Source organism: Streptomyces sp. MBT65 (genome assembly GCF_016612545.1).
Lineage (GTDB): Bacteria > Actinomycetota > Actinomycetes > Streptomycetales > Streptomycetaceae > Streptomyces.
Genome location: NZ_JAENRY010000123.1, coordinates 18,618 through 32,736 on the forward strand (window position 1 = coordinate 18,618; position 14,119 = coordinate 32,736).

Sequence of the window (14,119 nt, forward strand, 5' to 3'; positions counted from 1 at the left end):
GGCCGATCGGTTACCAGGCACGCTAAGGAGCGGGGGACGTGACCCCGGACAGCACACGGCCAGGGGTGCACCCTTCCCACTCGTACGGGTGCACCCCTGGCCGTATTAACCGTTGAACCGCCGAAGGCTAGAGCTTCGTCCAGGCCTCCGTGAGGACCTGGCGGACGATGCCCTCGATCTCGTCGAAGGTCGACTGGTCGGAGATCAGCGGCGGCGAGAGCTGGATGACCGGGTCACCGCGGTCGTCGGCGCGGCAGTAGAGGCCGTACTCGAAGAGCTTCTTGGAGACGAAGCCGTAGAGCACGCGCTCCGACTCCTCGTCCGTGAAGGTCTCCTTGGTGGCCTTGTCCTTGACCAGCTCGATGCCGTAGAAGAAGCCGTTGCCGCGGACGTCGCCGACGATCGGGAGGTCGTGCAGCTTCTGGAGGGTCCCCAGGAAGTTGGCCTCGTTGTCGAGGACGTGCTGGTTGAGGCCCTCGCGCTCGAAGATGTCGAGGTTGGCGAGGCCGACCGCGGCGGAGACCGGGTGGCCGCCGAAGGTGTAGCCGTGCAGGAAGGTGTTGTCGCCCTGGTAGAACGGCTCGGCCAGCCGGTCGGAGATGATGCAGGCGCCGATAGGGGAGTAGCCCGAGGTCATGCCCTTGGCGCAGGTGATCATGTCCGGGACGTAGTCGAACTTGTCGCAGGCGAACATCGTGCCGAGGCGGCCGAAGGCGCAGATGACCTCGTCGGAGACCAGGAGCACGTCGTACTGGTCGCAGATCTCGCGCACCCGCTGGAAGTAGCCGGGCGGCGGCGGGAAGCAGCCGCCGGCGTTCTGCACCGGCTCCAGGAAGACCGCGGCGACCGTCTCGGGGCCCTCGAAGAGGATCTCCTGCTCGATCTGGTCGGCGGCCCAGCGGCCGTACGCCTCCGGGTCGTCGCCGTGGATCGGGGCGCGGTAGATGTTGGTGTTCGGGACCTTGTGCGCGCCCGGGACCAGCGGCTCGAACGGGGCCTTCAGGGCCGGGAGTCCGGTGATGGACAGGGCGCCCTGCGGGGTGCCGTGGTAGGCGACCGCGCGCGAGATGACCTTGTACTTGGTGGGCTTGCCGACCAGCTTGAAGTACTGCTTGGCGAGCTTCCAGGCGGTCTCGACGGCCTCGCCGCCGCCGGTGGTGAAGAAGACCTTGTTCAGGTCGCCGGGCGCGTAGTTCGCGAGACGCTCCGCGAGTTCCACGGCCTTGGGGTGGGCGTACGACCAGATGGGGAAGAACGCCAGTTCCTTCGCCTGCTTGGCGGCGGTCTCGGCCAGCTCGGCGCGGCCGTGACCGGCCTGGACCACGAACAGGCCCGCGAGACCGTCGAGGTAGCGCTTGCCCTTGTCGTCGTAGATGTAGGTGCCCTCGCCACGGACGATCGTGGGGACGGGCGCGTTCTCGTACGAGGACATGCGGGTGAAGTGCATCCACAGGTGGTCGTACGCGGTGCGGCTGAGGTCCTTGCTCACGGTTATCGGGTTCCCCACATGTAGGTCTGCTTCTTGAGCTTCAGATAAACGAAGCTCTCGGTGGAGCGCACCCCGGGCAGCGCCCGGATGCGTTTGTTGATGACGTCCAGCAGGTGGTCGTCGTCCTCGCAGACGATCTCGGCGAGGAGGTCGTACGAGCCCGCGGTCATCACCACGTACTCCACTTCCTGCATGGCCGTCAGCGCGTCCGCCACGTTCTCGACGTCGCCCTCGACGTTGACGCCGACCATCGCCTGTCTGCGGAAGCCCACGGTGAGCGGGTCCGTGACGGCGACGATCTGCATGACGCCCTGGTCGAGCAGCTTCTGGACGCGCTGGCGCACGGCCGCCTCGGAGAGGCCGACGGCCTTGCCGATCGCGGCGTACGGCCGGCGGCCGTCCTCCTGGAGCTGTTCGATGATGGCGAGGGAGACGGAATCCAGGTGAGGAGTCCCGTTCCTGGACTCGCGGGAGTCCCTTGGTTCTGCGCTGCGACTGGCCACGGCTTCACTGTGCACGACGTCTCGACCGTTCCGCAAGGCCGCTTCGATGAAATTCGTTGTTTACGTGGTCGAGACTTGCGGATTTCGTAGCCTTGGCGCGATCGGGGGTGTTGAAAACGTGGGCCGGGCGATTAGGGTGGGTGTCTCAGTGAATGGACACCTGAACTTGGAGGGCCGGCAGTGAGCACCGAACTGCGTCGTCTGCGCAACTACATCGACGGTGAGTTCCGGGACGCCGCCGACGGACGGACCACCGAGGTGGTCAACCCCGTGACGGGCGAGGCGTACGCGACCGCGCCGCTGTCCGGCGAGGCGGACGTCGACGCCGCCATGGTGGCCGCCGCCGCGGCCTTCCCGGCCTGGCGGGACGAGACCCCGGCCAAGCGGCAGAAGTTCCTGCTGGACATCGCCAGCGCGTTCGAGGAGCGCGCGGAGGAGCTGATCGCGGCCGAGGTGGAGAACACCGGCAAGCCGATCGGGCTCACCCGCTCCGAGGAGATCCCGCCGATGGTCGACCAGATCCGCTTCTTCGCGGGTGCGGCCCGGATGCTGGAGGGCCGCTCGGCCGGCGAGTACATGGAGGGCATGACCTCCATCATCCGGCGCGAGCCGATCGGCGTCTGCGCGCAGGTCGCGCCCTGGAACTACCCGATGATGATGGCCGTCTGGAAGTTCGCCCCCGCGCTCGCGGCCGGCAACACGGTCGTCCTCAAGCCCTCGGACACCACCCCCGCCTCCACGGTCCTGATCGCCGAGATCATCGGCTCGATCGTGCCCAAGGGCGTCTTCAACGTCGTGTGCGGCGACCGGGACACCGGCCGCGCGATGGTCGAGCACCACACGCCGGCGATGGCCTCCATCACCGGTTCGGTGCGGGCGGGCATGTCGGTCGCCGAGTCCGCGTCCAAGGACCTCAAGCGGGTCCACCTGGAGCTGGGCGGCAAGGCTCCTGTCGTCGTCTTCGAGGACACCGACATCGCCAAGGCCGTCGAGGACATCTCGGTCGCGGGCTTCTTCAACGCGGGCCAGGACTGCACGGCGGCCACGCGCGTGCTCGTACAGGAGTCGATCCACGACGAGTTCGTGGCGGCGCTCGCGAAGGCGGCGGCCGAGACGAAGACCGGGCAGCCGGACGACGAGGACGTGCTCTACGGCCCGCTCAACAACGCCAACCAGCTCAAGCAGGTGACCGGCTTCATCGAGCGGCTGCCGGCGCACGCGAAGGTGGAGGCGGGCGGCCAACGGGTGGGCGAGGTCGGCTACTTCTACGCGCCGACCGTCGTCTCGGGGCTGAAGCAGGACGACGAGATCATCCAGAACGAGGTCTTCGGACCGGTCATCACCGTCCAGTCCTTCACGGACGAGGCCCAGGCCGTCGAGTGGGCCAACGGCGTCGACTACGCGCTGGCGTCCTCGGTCTGGACGAAGGACCACGGACGCGCGATGCGGCTGTCGAAGTCCCTGGACTTCGGCTGCGTGTGGATCAACACCCACATCCCGCTGGTCGCGGAGATGCCGCACGGCGGCTTCAAGAAGTCGGGCTACGGCAAGGACCTGTCGGGCTACGGCTTCGAGGACTACACGCGGATCAAGCACGTGATGACGTCGCTGGAGGCGTAGGCGTTCGCTGATTTCGTACGACCAACTGCGCGGCCCCGGACGGAAGTTGACCGTCCGGGGCCGCGCTGTTCTCCTCCGTCGCAGGTGAACGGGCGGTTACTTCACAGGCAACCGATCGACAAGGTGTCGGGTCCCTGGGGAGCCGCTCGACGCAGCGTCCATTGATCGGGCGCGGGGCGGCGGGTCATGCTGCGCGGGTGCCCAAGACTCCGAAGTCGTACCCGCCCTCCCGTCGCTCCCTGCTGCGCGCGCTCGGCGGAACCGCCGCGCTCGGCGCGCTCGCCGGGTGCGGTGTGCCCGCCGCGTATGTGCAGGCGAGCGACCGCGCCGGCGCCGACATGTCCGCCACGGACAAGCGGCTGACCTGGGCGAACTGGCCGCTGTACATCGACACCGACGACGATGACGAGACGAAGCGGCCCACGCTGGACGCGTTCGAGAAGAAGACCGGGATCTCCGTCGACTACATCGAGGAGATCAACGACAACGACGAGTTCTTCGGCAAGATCAGCCCGGCGCTCATGAACCACCAGCAGACCGGCCGCGACCTGATCGTCATGAGCGACTGGATGTGCGCGCGGTTCGTCCGGCTCGGCTGGGTCCAGCGGATGGACCGGTCGAGCCAGCCCAACGTGGCGAAGTACCTTGACCCGCAGCTCGGTTCGCCCGCGTTCGACCCGGGCCGCCGGTACACGGTGCCGTGGCAGTCGGGCATCACGGGTATCGCGTACAACCGCCGCAAGCTGGGCCGCGAGATCCGCCAGGTCTCCGACCTGTGGGCGAGCGACCTGAAGGGCCGGGTCACGCTGCTCTCCGGCCTCGACGAGTCGTTCGCGCTGCTGATGCAGGGCAACGGCGTCGACATCACCAAGTGGACCGCCGCGGACTTCCACAAGGTGTGCGACCAGGTGCAGACGCAGATCAGCCGGAAGCAGATCCGCCGCTTCACCGGCAACGACTACACCAAGGACCTGGTCAGCGGTGACGTCCTGGCCTGTCAGGCCTACTCCGGCGATGTGATCCAACTCCAGGCCGACAACCCGGACATCCGCTTCGTCGTCCCCGAGGAGGGCGCCGAACTCTGGGCGGACTCCCTGATGATCCCCGACCTGGCCCGCCACAAGACCAACGCCGAGAAGCTGGTCGACTACTACTACGACCCCGAGGTGGCCGCGGAACTCGCCGCCTGGGTCAACTACGTCTGCCCCGTCCCGGCGGCCCAGGCCGTCCTCGCGGCCAGCAAGGACAAGGACACCGCGGCCCTCGCCGAGAACCCCCTGATCTTCCCGGACACCACGATGCGGAAGCACCTCGCGATCGCGCGGGACATCACGTCGACGGAACGGGTGGAGTTCGCGAAGGAGTGGAACAAGATCGTGGGGTTGTAGGGGCGTACTGGCCGTCCCTCGGGCGAGTGCGTCCGCCGGTGCAGACCCGGACGACATCGGCGCGGGAGCAGGAACGTTGCCTTCGCATGACCAAGGCATGGGTATTTCTTGGTCGGGCTCTTCTAGGGTCGTGGCTGCGACTGCGAACGGGGGAACGCGCGATGGGCGACGGCAAGGACCCGGCCAAGGTCCTCGACATCAAGACCGCCGATGTGAAGCGGGCGGCACCGGACTTCCAGACGGCGGCAGTTGATCTGGGCAAGGCGCTGACCGCGCTCGTGAAGTCCCTCGACGGGCTGGGCGAGCCGTGGGGGAACGACAAGCAGGGCAAGGAGTTCGGCGACTCCTACAAGCCGTTGCAGAAGAAGATCGAGAGCGCGGCGGGCACGCTGGTGCTCGGTCTGACGAGCATTCACGAGGCGATGGCCGACATGGCGGACGGTCATGTCGACAACGACGAGTTGATCGCCGGGATGTTCACCGAAGTGAAGGTCACCACGTCGGACGGTGCCGGTGAGCGTTGAGGACGAGGCCCGGAAGATCCTGCTCCATCTGGGCCTGTGGTGGCCCGAGGCCGACTCCGGGAAACTGCGGTCGGCGGCGACGGCCTGGCGCACGTTCGCCGATGCCGTCGACGATGTGCGCGGTCCGGTCAATCAGAGCGCGTCGTCGATCATCCACAACAACACGGGTCAGTCGATCGAGGCGTTCGGGAAGTTCTGGGGCCGGTACGCGAAGAACGCCAAGGGGGACGACAGCGGCTGGCTGAAGGACCTGGCCGACTCGGGGCGCCACGTGGCCACCGCGCTCGACAAGTTCGCCGACGCGATCGACGACGCCATCAACAAGCTCTGGACGCAGATCGGCATCGACGCCGCCGTGATCGCGGGCGGGGTGGCGCTGGCGTTCTTCACCGCGGGCCTGGCCTCCGGTGCGGCCGTCGCGGCGGCCGACCTGGTGATCGAGTTCGGTGCCGGGCTGGGGATCGCGGTGTCCACGACGATCGCCGAGATCGCCGGGGGCACGCTGGTCGCCGCCGCGTTCGGCGGTGTCGAGTCGGTGACGGTCGACCTGGCCGTGGCGCAGCCCCTGAAGATCGCGACCGGTCTCCAGCAGGGCTTCAGCCTCGACGAGGTCAACCAGGCCGCCGAGGACGGCATGCTCTTCGGCGGCGCGCTGGGTGCCGGCGGCGGGGTCCTGAAGGCGACCATGGAGGGCGGGTTCAGCGACACCACGCCCCTTCTGCTGCGTCCGCCGTCGCTCCGGCCCGACCTGGTGGAGCTGGGCCCGGCGGCCCGCAACGCCGACCGCATCCCGTGCGTGGGCGAGCCGATCGACGTGGCGACCGGCGCGATGCTGATGACGCAGACGGATCTGACGCTGCCGGGCAGCCTGCCGCTCACGTTCACCCGCACCCACCTCTCCTCGTACCGGGGAGGCGTGTGCTTCGGGCCGACCTGGATCTCCACCCTGGACGAGTGCCTCCAGATCGACGGCGAAGGCGTCGTCTTCGCCGCGGCGGACGGCATGCGCCTCGTGTACCCGGTGCCCGAACCGGGCGTCCCGACCATGCCGGTGAAGGGCGTGCGCTGGCCCCTGGAATGGGACGGCAAGCCGGACGGCGCGATGACGGTCACCGACCCGGTGACGGGCGTCGTGCGCACCTTCGCGGCCCCGGTCCCTTCTCCCACCTTCGGCGTCTTCCACCTGGCGCTGGACTCCTGGAGCGACCGCAACGGCCAACGCATCGACGTCGAACGCGACGACGAGGGCGTGCCGTTCGGCCTCCGCCACTCCGGCGGCTACTACGTCGCCGTCGACACCGAGGGCCCCCGCATCACGGCCCTGCGCCTGCTGGACGAGCCGCCTTCCCGCTACCGGCCCGGCACCGCGACCGACGAGGGCACGGTCGTCATGCGCTACAGCTACGACGAGTCGGGGAACCTCGCCGGAGTCGTCAACTCCACTGGCGAACCACTGCGGTTCACCTACGACGAGCAGGGCCGGGTCACCAAGTGGACGGACCGGAACGGCACTTGGTTCGGTTACGTCTACGACGAGCGCGGCCGCGTGATCCGCACCGAGGGCGTCGACGGCATCCTCTCGGGCACGCTCGCCTACGACGACACGGCCGGCGCGACCACGTACACCGACTCCCAAGGGCATGTCTCGGTCCACCGGTTCAACGCCGAAGGCCTGCTGGTCGAGGAGACGGACCCGCTCGGCCATGTCACCCGCACGGAGTGGGACGCGTACGGGACACGGCCGGTCGCGGTGACGGATCCGCTGGGTCACACGACTCGGTACACCTACGACGAGGACGGACTCCTCACCGAACTCACCCTGGCCGACGGCTCGTTGGCGCGGGCCGAGTACAACGCGCTCGGCCTGCCGACGGAGGTGGTCGAGCCGGGCGGGGCGTTCTGGCGGCACACGTACGACGAGCGCGGCAATCTGCTCGGGACCGTGGACCCGACCGGTGCCGAGACGCGGTACACGAACGACGAGGCGGGCCGGCCGACCGCGATCACGAACGCGCTCGGCCACACGCGCACGGTGGCGTACGACCCGGCCGGTCTGCCCGTCGCCCTGACGGACGAGCTGGGCCACACCACCACGATTCGCCGCAACGTCTTCGGCCGGGTGGTCGCGGTGACCGACCCGCTGGGCCACGTCACACGCCTGGGCTGGACCGCGGAGGGCAAGCCGGCCTGGCGCGAACAGCCCGACGGCGGCCGGGAGTCGTGGACCTGGGACGCCGAGGGCAACCTGCTCGGCCACACGGACGCGGCGGGCAACACGACCCATCACACGGCGGCGCACTTCGACGTCCCCGCGACCCTGACCGACCCGGACGGCGCGCACTACCGGTTCTCGTACGACACGGAACTGCGCCTGGCACAGGTCGTCAATCCGCAGGGCCGCACCTGGTCGTACAGCTACGACGAGGCCGGCCGGCTCGTGGCCGAGACCGACTTCAACGGGCGTGCGCTGACGTACACCCACGACGCGGCGGGCCGGCTGGTCTCACGGACCAACGGAGCCGGCGAGACGCTGACCTTCGTGCGGGACGGGGCGGGCCGCGTCGTGGAACAGCGCACCGGCACCGGTGAGACGACGACCTTCGCGTACGGAGCGGACGGACTGCTCGCCCGGGCGGTCAACGGGGACGCCGGGCTGGTCCTCGCCCGGGACGCGCTCGGGCGGGTCCTCGGCGAGACGGTCGACGGCCACGCCACGGCCTACGCCTACGACCTCGTGGGTCGTTGCGTCCGCCGCGAGACCCCGTCCGGGCTGGTCTCGCGGTGGACGTACGACATGGCGGGCCGTCCGACAGAGCTCTGCTCGGAGGCGGGAGCCCTGTCCTTCGCCCACGACGCCGCCGGGCACGAGACGGAGCGCCGTCTCGGCGCCGATGTTCTGCTGACCCAGAAATGGGACGCGGCCGGCCGCCTCACCGTCCAGTCCCTCACCGCGGGCACCGCCGACGCGCAGAACCTGCTGCAGCACCGCACCTACGCCTACCGCGCCGACGACCATCTGACGGAGATCCGGGAACTCACCACGGGTACCCGCCACTTCGACCTGGACGGGACGGGGCGGGTCACCGGCGTACGCGCGCACGGCTGGACCGAGACGTACGCCTATGACCTGGCCGGCAATCTGGTGGGCGCCACAGCACCCGATCACGGCGCCGCCGGGGAGCGTGACTTCGACGGCACCCTCGTCCGCCGCGCGGGCCGCACCACCTACCGGCACGATGCCCAGGGGCGGCTGGTCCGCAGGACCCGCAAGCTCCTCAACGGGCAGGCTCGTACGTGGACCTACTCCTGGTCGGCGGAGGACCGCCTGGCCGAGGTCCGCACACCGGACGGCGAACGCTGGAGATACGCGTACGACCCGCTCGGGCGCCGACTCGCCAAATACCGACTGACGGACGACGGAACGCAGGAGGATCGCACCGACTTCTCCTGGGACGACACCAGGCTGTCCGAACAGCGACGCTCGGACGGCCGGGTGACCACCTGGGACTACGAGCCCGGCACCTACCGGCCGGTCGCCCAGACCGATCACCGGCGATCGGCTCTCGGTCACGACGGCTCGTTCCTCGCCCGGCTGGCCGAGGAGTCGGCACCCGACCACGCGATGCTCTTCCAGGCGGTCATCACGGATGCCGTCGGCACTCCGACCGAACTCGTGACCGAGGAGGGCACGAGGACCTGGCAGGGCCGGACGTCGCTGTGGGGCACGGTGCTCCGAGGCCCCGAGTCCGCCACCACCGACTGCCCGCTGCGGTTCCCGGGGCAGTACGCGGACGCCGAAACGGGCCTGCACTACAACTACTTCCGCTATTACGACCCCGAGACGGCCTGCTACCTGAGCCAGGATCCCCTGGGTCTGACGGCGGCCCCCAACCCGTCAGCGTACGTCCGCCATCCCGGCACCTGGTCGGACCCGCTGGGTCTGTACGGCTGTGAACTGGACGACCTCGGAGGCGGCTGGTACCGGTCGCCCGAAGGGCTGGACTACGGTCCCGGATCGGCCGAGGGGCACCGCATCACCCACGTCATGCAGCACACCCGGGACAACCCCGCGAAGCCCGCCCACGGAGTGTTCGACACGGGCAACCAAGGGGTGCTGGAGACGGTCGACGAGGCATGGAACCGGCGGGCCGCAGCGGTGTCGGTCAACCAACAGGGCGCCCGCACCACCTACATCATCCCGATGGCCCGGCAGGTGGGTTACAACCCCGGCGAAGAATATATTTCGATCACCGTCGAACACGGCAACGAAGTGATCACGGCCTTTCCGAGGAGCTGGAACTGATGGAAAAGGTTGCCTGCGCCCACTGCGGCCAGGACTGGGTGCGCTGCTACGAGCGCAAGGACACGGGCCGGAAATTCTTCCTGTGCCCGGAGTGCGAGTCCGTATGGGAGCTGGAGGACGACCTTCACGAGGACACGGACCTGTACTTGAGCGAGTATCTGCTGACCGGGGATCCCGTGAAGGACTGGGAGATCATCACGCCGTGTGCCTGAGCGGCCGCTGGAGCCGCTTGGTGCCGTGAGGCCGGTTGGTGTCGTGTGGCCCTTTGGTGCCGTGCTCGGTTCACAGGCTTCCCGGTCGCACCAGTCCCGTTCTCTTCACCCCGCTCAGAATCGGTGTGACCTCGATCGTCGAGACGTGCGGAAGCGCGCCGATCGTGTCGCTCAGGAAGAGGTAGAGCGCGTTGAGGTCGGCGGCGGCGACGGCCACCAGGAGGTTGGCCGGGCCGGTGGTGGCGGAGGCGAAGCGGACCTGGGGGTGGCGGCTGAGCCCGCGGCCCGTCTCCTCCAGGCCGCCGGGGGCCACCGTGATCCACAGCAGGGCCTCGCTACGGATGCCCAGCTCGGCCAGGTCGACCTCGGTCGCGAGTCTGACGACCTGGTCGCCGAGCAGCGCCTCCAGCCTGCGGCGGGCGGTGAGCGCGGTGGTGCCGGCGCGGCGGGCGAGCTCGGCGTAGGAGGCCCGGCCGTCCTCGACCAGGGGTGTGATCAGCGCGTGGTCGAGGGGCTGGAGCGCCGCGCGGCCGGGTGGGACGGAGGTGTCCGGGCGGCGCGGGTGGTCCGGCCGCAGACCGGTCAGTTCGGCCTCGGTCAGGAGGCCGCCGCTCCAGTCGAAGACCGCGGGGAAGACCCGTAGGAGAGTGTGGGAGGTCCACGACCGCACCGCGGGAGTGGCCGGAAGGTCGCGCAGGAGAAGGGAGTTGCGCGCTTCGGGGCCGTCCAGGAACAGGATCGTGCAGATCTCGTCGCCGCCGCCGAGGATGTCCACCCAGATGGTGTCGGGGCGGCGGGCCAGGGTCGCGGCGATGGCGCCGATCCGGTCCGGCCGGCAGCGGATGCGCAGGGCCAGCGGGATCAGGTCCGGGAACCACAGCGGGTTGCGTACGGCGGTGGCGCGCAGCGTCCTGTCGTGGAACAGCGGTGCCGCGCGCCGCACCACGGTGCGCTCCGAGATGCCCAGGACACGGCCGACCGTGCGCCACGAGGCGCGCGGGGACGCCAGCATCGCGGCCGCGATCCGGCTGTCCGTCTCGCTCAGCGGGTGGCGGGGGTGGCTTTCTTTCGGCATGTCGACCCGGTCCTCTGTCCTTCTTCCCTGCTGCGGTCATCCGTTTCTGGCGCGGATCGATGCTGACACCGGCCGCCCGCACACGTCCACATCGGTCCACATCAGTCCACTGTGTCGTGACTGGCCCTGTCCTCGCCGTGCGGGCGCCCGTTGGGATGGACCTGCTTCCGTCGCAGCCGTGTGAAAGGCCCTGATGACCATGCCGCGTATCCGCCCGTTCACGCAGGTCGACGTGTTCTCCACGAGCCCCTACTCCGGCAACCCGGTCGCGGTCGTCCTGGACGGCACGGACCTGACCGACGAGGAGATGCAGGGCCTGGCGCGGTGGACGAACCTGTCCGAGACCACGTTCGTGCTGCCCCCGACCACCCCGGAGGCGGACTACCGGCTGCGGATCTTCACCCCGCAGGGCGAGTTGCCGTTCGCCGGCCACCCCACCCTCGGCTCGGCGCGCGCGTGGCTGGACGGTGGCGGCACTCCGCGGCACGCCGAACGCGTCGTGCAGGAGTGCGCCGTAGGACTGGTCGCCGTCCGGCGCGGTGCGGACACGCTGGCCTTCGCGGCTCCGCCCCGGGTGCGGGAGGGCGCGCTCGACGACGAGCTGCTACGGCGGATCGTGGCCGCGTTCGGGGTCGCGCCGGAGCGGGTCGTGGACCATCAGTGGGTCGACAACGGGCCCGGGTGGGCGGTGCTGCAACTGGCCACGGCCGAGGATGTGCTCGCCCTCGAACCCGACTTCGGCGGCTTCCCGGACGCGATGGTCGGTGCGATCGGGGCCCACCCGGACGGGCACCGGCACCGCTTCGAGCTGCGTACCTTCGCCCCCGGTGCCGGGGTGCCCGAGGATCCCGCGTGCGGGAGCATGAACGCCGGTGTCGGGCAGTGGCTCACCTCGACCGGCGGCGCGCCCGCCTCCTACCGGGTCTCCCAGGGCACGCGCCTGGGGCGGGCCGCGAGCATCGAGATCACCGCCGACGCGGACGGCACCGTGTGGGTCAGCGGGGCCGCCGTCGTGTGCGTGCGCGGCACCATCACGCTCTGACGGTCATCCGGCGTCGTGACGGTCATCCGGCGTCGGTGTCGGCGGTGAGCGTCTTCATGGTGACGTAGCTGCTCACCGTCGCCACGCCGTGCAGGGTGGCCAGTTGGTTGGCGTGGAAGTCCTCGTACGCGGGCAGGTCGGCCACCTCGACCTGGAGGAGATAGTCGAAGTTGCCGGTGATGTGGTGGCAGGCGACCACCTCGGGCAGTCGGGTGACCCCGCGCTCGAACGCGACCACGTCCGCGCGGGTGTGCCGCATCAGCCGTACCCCCGCGAAGACCCGCAGACCGCGGCCGATCGCGGCGGGATCGATCAGCGCGCGGTAGCCGCGGATGACCCCGGCCTCCTCCAACTGGCGCACGCGCCGCAGACAGGGTGACGGCGACAGGCCGACCCGGGCGGCGAGCTCGCTGTTGCTGATGCGGCCGTGCTGCTCCAGCACGGCCAGAATCGACCGGTCCACCTCGTCCATGGCGGCAGATTATTGCGCGAACAGCGCGACTACCACAATCGTACGCCCCTGATGGGCGCAATATGCTGCCAAAGTTGCCGGGAATCGGGCACATCGGACCGCTGGTCGGTCACGCTTCCCGGAGACGCGGTTCCTGGAGCCAGGCCTCCCGGAGCCACCCCGCCAGTCCGTGGAAGGGCAGCCATGCCGGGCAACAGCACCATCACCGTTCACGCCGATCGCGCGGTCCACCCCAGTGGTGCCGTGGCCCCGCCCATCTACCAGACGGCGGCGTTCTCGGCCGAGGACGCGGAGACCTTCGCGCGGGGCGCCGTGGAGCCGCGGGGCACCGACTTCTACACCCGGTTCGGGAACCCGAACCATGCCCAAGTCGCCGCAGTGGTGGCTGAGTTGGAGAACACCGAAGCGGCCATGGTCACCGCCTCCGGGATGGCCGCGCTCACCACGGCCGTGCTGGCCCTGGTGTCCGCCGGCGACCATGTCATCGGGCAGCGGTCCACCTACGGGGGTACGGCGTCGGTGCTGCTGAACCTGCTGCCGCGGCTCGGGGTGGAGACCACGCTGGTGGACCAGACCGACCCGGAGGCGTTCGCGCGGGCGCTGACCCCGAGGACCCGGCTGATCCTCGTGGAGACCCCGAGCAACCCGTTGCTGCAGATCACCGACCTGCGTGCCGTGGCCGAACTGGCCCGCGCGCACGACGTGTTGACCATGGCGGACAACACCTTCGCCACCCCGCTGAACCAGCGTCCCGTGGACTTCGGCATCGACCTGGTCTGGCACAGCGCGACCAAGTACCTGAACGGCCACTCGGACGTCTCCGCCGGAGTGCTGGCCGGACCGGCCCAACTCCTCGACCGCATATGGGACGTCGGTCTCCTCACCGGTGCCACGCTCGGCCCGATCGACGCGTGGCTGCTGCTGCGCGGAATGCGCACCCTGCCGCTGCGGATGCCGCGGCACAACGCGAACGGCCTCGCGCTCGCGGAGGCGCTGAACGCGCATCCGGCTGTGACGAAGGTGCACTATCCCGGTCTGGCGAGCCACCCCCAACACCGCCTGGCCGTCGACCAGTTGAGCGGTTTCGGCGGGGTGCTCGGCATCGAGTTCGCCGGGGGGTTCGAGATGGCCGACGCGTTCCTCGGCCACCTGCGCTACCCGCGCCGGTCGGCCAGCCTCGGCGGCGTGGAGTCGCTCGCCGTGCATCCGGCGTCCATGTGGCGCGGCATGCTCAGCGAGGAACAACTCGCGGAATCCGTCCCGTTGGGGCTGGTCCGGCTGGCGGCGGGCACGGAGGACACGGCGGATCTGGTCGCGGACGCGGTCGCGGCGGCGGACGCGGCGGCTGACGCGGTGGCGGACGTGGTGCGGGCCGGAGCCGAGGCTTCGGCTGCCTGAGCGACATCGACCCTGACCCCGACCTCGGCCCCGGTACCGACCCCGACCTCGGTACCGGCATCGGCCTCGACACACCGACCCCGGCCCCGACAC

At 69.7% G+C, this 14,119-nt stretch carries 11 protein-coding genes; 7 read left to right on the forward strand and 4 right to left on the reverse strand.

The features are described 5' to 3' along the window. Positions 1-127: 127 nt before the first annotated feature. The gene (locus tag JHN63_RS26505; protein WP_200685119.1) at positions 128-1,507 is read right to left on the reverse strand and encodes an aspartate aminotransferase family protein; all 1,380 of its coding nucleotides are present in this window, start codon (positions 1,505-1,507) and stop codon (positions 128-130) included. Then, on the reverse strand, positions 1,492-2,007 hold the full coding sequence (locus JHN63_RS26510; protein ID WP_200685121.1) for an Lrp/AsnC family transcriptional regulator: 516 nt from the start codon (positions 2,005-2,007) through the stop codon (positions 1,492-1,494). The genes JHN63_RS26505 and JHN63_RS26510 overlap by 16 nt, the downstream gene beginning before the upstream one ends. Before the next feature lie 165 nt (positions 2,008-2,172). Here JHN63_RS26510 and JHN63_RS26515 point away from each other — a divergent pair, with 165 nt between their 5' ends. From JHN63_RS26515 to JHN63_RS26535, 5 genes are all read left to right on the forward strand, one after another. Continuing rightward, the gene (locus JHN63_RS26515) at positions 2,173-3,612 is read left to right on the forward strand and encodes a gamma-aminobutyraldehyde dehydrogenase (protein ID WP_200685123.1); all 1,440 of its coding nucleotides are present in this window, start codon (positions 2,173-2,175) and stop codon (positions 3,610-3,612) included. Positions 3,613-3,809: 197 nt separating this feature from the next. Continuing rightward, entirely contained in the window at positions 3,810-5,000 is a 1,191-nt protein-coding gene (locus JHN63_RS26520) for an extracellular solute-binding protein (RefSeq protein ID WP_200685125.1), read from the forward strand. 161 nt (positions 5,001-5,161) lie between these two features. After that, positions 5,162-5,524: a hypothetical protein gene (locus JHN63_RS26525; RefSeq protein WP_200685127.1), complete on the forward strand. Its 363-nt coding sequence runs from the start codon at positions 5,162-5,164 to the stop codon at positions 5,522-5,524. Further along, positions 5,514-9,827 (forward strand): DUF6531 domain-containing protein, encoded by a 4,314-nt coding sequence (locus JHN63_RS26530; RefSeq protein WP_307781986.1) that lies wholly within the window; start codon positions 5,514-5,516, stop codon positions 9,825-9,827. Before JHN63_RS26525 ends, JHN63_RS26530 begins: the two co-directional genes overlap by 11 nt. Further along, a complete protein-coding gene (locus JHN63_RS26535) occupies positions 9,827-10,039 on the forward strand; it encodes a hypothetical protein (RefSeq protein ID WP_200685131.1) in 213 nt (70 codons plus the stop codon). Before JHN63_RS26530 ends, JHN63_RS26535 begins: the two co-directional genes overlap by 1 nt. Before the next feature lie 70 nt (positions 10,040-10,109). Here the strand turns inward: JHN63_RS26535 and JHN63_RS26540 are convergent, their stop codons facing one another. Next, positions 10,110-11,114 (reverse strand): AsnC family transcriptional regulator, encoded by a 1,005-nt coding sequence (locus JHN63_RS26540; RefSeq protein WP_200685133.1) that lies wholly within the window; start codon positions 11,112-11,114, stop codon positions 10,110-10,112. A 193-nt stretch (positions 11,115-11,307) separates the two neighbouring features. Here JHN63_RS26540 and JHN63_RS26545 point away from each other — a divergent pair, with 193 nt between their 5' ends. Next, positions 11,308-12,156 carry a PhzF family phenazine biosynthesis protein gene (locus tag JHN63_RS26545; RefSeq protein WP_200685135.1) on the forward strand — a complete coding sequence of 283 codons (849 nt, stop codon included), beginning with the start codon at positions 11,308-11,310 and terminating at the stop codon, positions 12,154-12,156. A gap of 22 nt (positions 12,157-12,178) precedes the next feature. On the opposite strand, the gene JHN63_RS26550 is transcribed toward JHN63_RS26545, so the two are convergent. Further along, positions 12,179-12,628, reverse strand: a complete 450-nt coding sequence (locus tag JHN63_RS26550; RefSeq protein ID WP_200685137.1) for an Lrp/AsnC family transcriptional regulator — start codon at positions 12,626-12,628, stop codon at positions 12,179-12,181. 183 nt (positions 12,629-12,811) lie between these two features. On the opposite strand from JHN63_RS26550, the gene JHN63_RS26555 reads away from it, so the two are divergent. Then, positions 12,812-14,026, forward strand: coding sequence for a PLP-dependent aspartate aminotransferase family protein (locus JHN63_RS26555; protein WP_200685138.1), 1,215 nt, complete (start codon positions 12,812-12,814; stop codon positions 14,024-14,026). Positions 14,027-14,119 lie beyond the last annotated feature (93 nt).

What these genes read in the sequence shown, in the direction of transcription:
- JHN63_RS26555 (WP_200685138.1), top strand. Translation starts at nt 12,812, where the DNA reads ATGCCGGGCAACAGCACCATCACCGTTCACGCCGATCGCGCGGTCCAC.
- JHN63_RS26525 (WP_200685127.1), top strand. Translation starts at nt 5,162, where the DNA reads ATGGGCGACGGCAAGGACCCGGCCAAGGTCCTCGACATCAAGACCGCC.
- JHN63_RS26540 (WP_200685133.1), bottom strand. Translation starts at nt 11,114, where the DNA reads ATGCCGAAAGAAAGCCACCCCCGCCACCCGCTGAGCGAGACGGACAGC.
- JHN63_RS26550 (WP_200685137.1), bottom strand. Translation starts at nt 12,628, where the DNA reads ATGGACGAGGTGGACCGGTCGATTCTGGCCGTGCTGGAGCAGCACGGC.
- JHN63_RS26535 (WP_200685131.1), top strand. Translation starts at nt 9,827, where the DNA reads ATGGAAAAGGTTGCCTGCGCCCACTGCGGCCAGGACTGGGTGCGCTGC.
- JHN63_RS26545 (WP_200685135.1), top strand. Translation starts at nt 11,308, where the DNA reads ATGACCATGCCGCGTATCCGCCCGTTCACGCAGGTCGACGTGTTCTCC.